The following is a 414-nucleotide window of genomic DNA, read 5'->3' as shown; positions in this document are numbered from 1 at the left end:
GCGGCGGTCGAGGTGCGCGATGCAAACGGCACCGTCATTGGCGCTGGGGTCGTCGCGGCCAACGGCACCTTCGTGCTGTCGCTCGATTCGGCCGTCATCGCTGGCGAAACCATCAACCTGATCCAGACCGATGCCGCCGGTAACACTTCGGCTGGCTTCGACTTCACCGTACCGGCCACCCCTGCGCCTGTCAGCCCGACCGGGTTGACGCTGAACGCCGATGGCTCGGAATTGAGCGGCATTGCCACGCCTGGAAACCGCGTTGAAGCCCGAGGGGCTGACGGCACCTTGCTAGGCAGCGCCATCGCCGCCGCAGACGGCTCGTTCACCCTCACGCTGCAACCGCCACAAGCCAACGGCGAAACCATCGACGCAGTCGCTATCGATGCCGCTAACCAGAGCTCGATTCCAACT

General features: G+C 65.0%; 1 protein-coding gene. It reads left to right on the top strand.

Going from position 1 to position 414, the window contains the following annotated elements:
* Positions 1-12: 12 nt before the first annotated feature.
* On the top strand, positions 13-414 hold a 402-nt coding region (locus SJI00_RS22415), incomplete at its 3' end, for an Ig-like domain-containing protein (RefSeq protein ID WP_322463865.1).

Origin of the sequence: Pseudomonas gebzensis (genome assembly GCF_034427815.1) — a bacterium.
Lineage (GTDB): Bacteria > Pseudomonadota > Gammaproteobacteria > Pseudomonadales > Pseudomonadaceae > Aquipseudomonas.
Note: the sequence above shows the minus strand (reverse complement) of the source record. Positions and strands in the feature narration are given on the sequence as shown.